Source organism: Romboutsia sp. 13368, assembly GCF_018336475.1.
Taxonomy (GTDB): Bacteria; Bacillota; Clostridia; order Peptostreptococcales; family Peptostreptococcaceae; genus Romboutsia.
Window position 1 is genome coordinate 301,689 of sequence record NZ_CP048741.1, and the last position, 1,065, is coordinate 302,753.

1 protein-coding gene is annotated in these 1,065 nt (G+C 24.6%); it reads left to right on the top strand.

Translation table 11 applies throughout. From position 1 onward, the window contains the following. Positions 1-68: 68 nt before the first annotated feature. A partial coding sequence (locus G3997_RS01205) for a hypothetical protein (protein ID WP_330616153.1) occupies positions 69-1,065 on the top strand: 997 nt, incomplete at its 3' end.

Below are 1,065 nucleotides of genomic sequence, written 5' to 3' on the forward strand. Positions count from 1 at the left end.
CAAGCTATGTATTTAACTTTGAAATATATAAAAACTAAGTAAAAACTCAATAAAGAGGTTGAGACAATTTGAATTTGAACAAGAAAAAAATTATAACAAATACAGTAATATTTGTTTTTGTACTAGCATTTGTTTTAGCATTCAAGGCTGTATTTGGTGCAGAGAATAAGGTAATAGGCGTTACTACAATGGTAGCACTATTTATGCTTTTATCAAGAAATTTTACAGCAGAGCCTTTAAAAAATACATTTAAATTAATAGCAATAAACTTATTAATCGGAATAGGTGCATATCTTGCTCTTCAAAATATGTGGTTATCTATACCAGTAAACTTTATAGTAGTATTCTTATTTAGCTATATGTTCACATATAACTTAAGAGAAGCACTATACTTCCCATTCTGTATGCAATATTTATATTTAYTAAGTACACCTGTAGCTGAAGATAAACTATATATTAGATTTTTAGCTTTAATATGTGGAGCATTAATAATAATGTTATCTCAACTACTTGTAAATAGAAATAAATTAACTACGTCAGGGAATAAGATATTAGTTGGAGTATGTGATTCTATAGTAAATAAAGTAAAATCCATAAAGGAAAAATCATCAGAGGATAATTCAAATAATAATATAAATGCATCTATAGATGAATTTAGGACTATTGTATATGATAAAAGAGAAGATAATTATTATCTAAGTGAAGAGGCTAAAATTAAATTAGATATGTCTGTAGCTTTAGAAAATATAAATTCAATATTATATAGTGAAGGTAGTAAATCTATAGATTTAGAAATTTTAGATATATTAGAAGAAATAGTAGGTTTAGCAAAAGATACTTTAAAGTTTAATCCTAAGAAAGATAAGGAACTTAAAAGAAGAAATTATGATATGGAGGAACTTTTAAATTATTGTGAACAAAAAGGAGTAAATGATTTAGTTAATTTACAATTACTAGAGAGCATGATTTTCTTAGATGAAACAATAGATGGACTAAGTAAACTTGACAAGAAAGATTATAGAAAAATTAATAAAATAAGTGAAAAAAATGAGATAATATCACAAA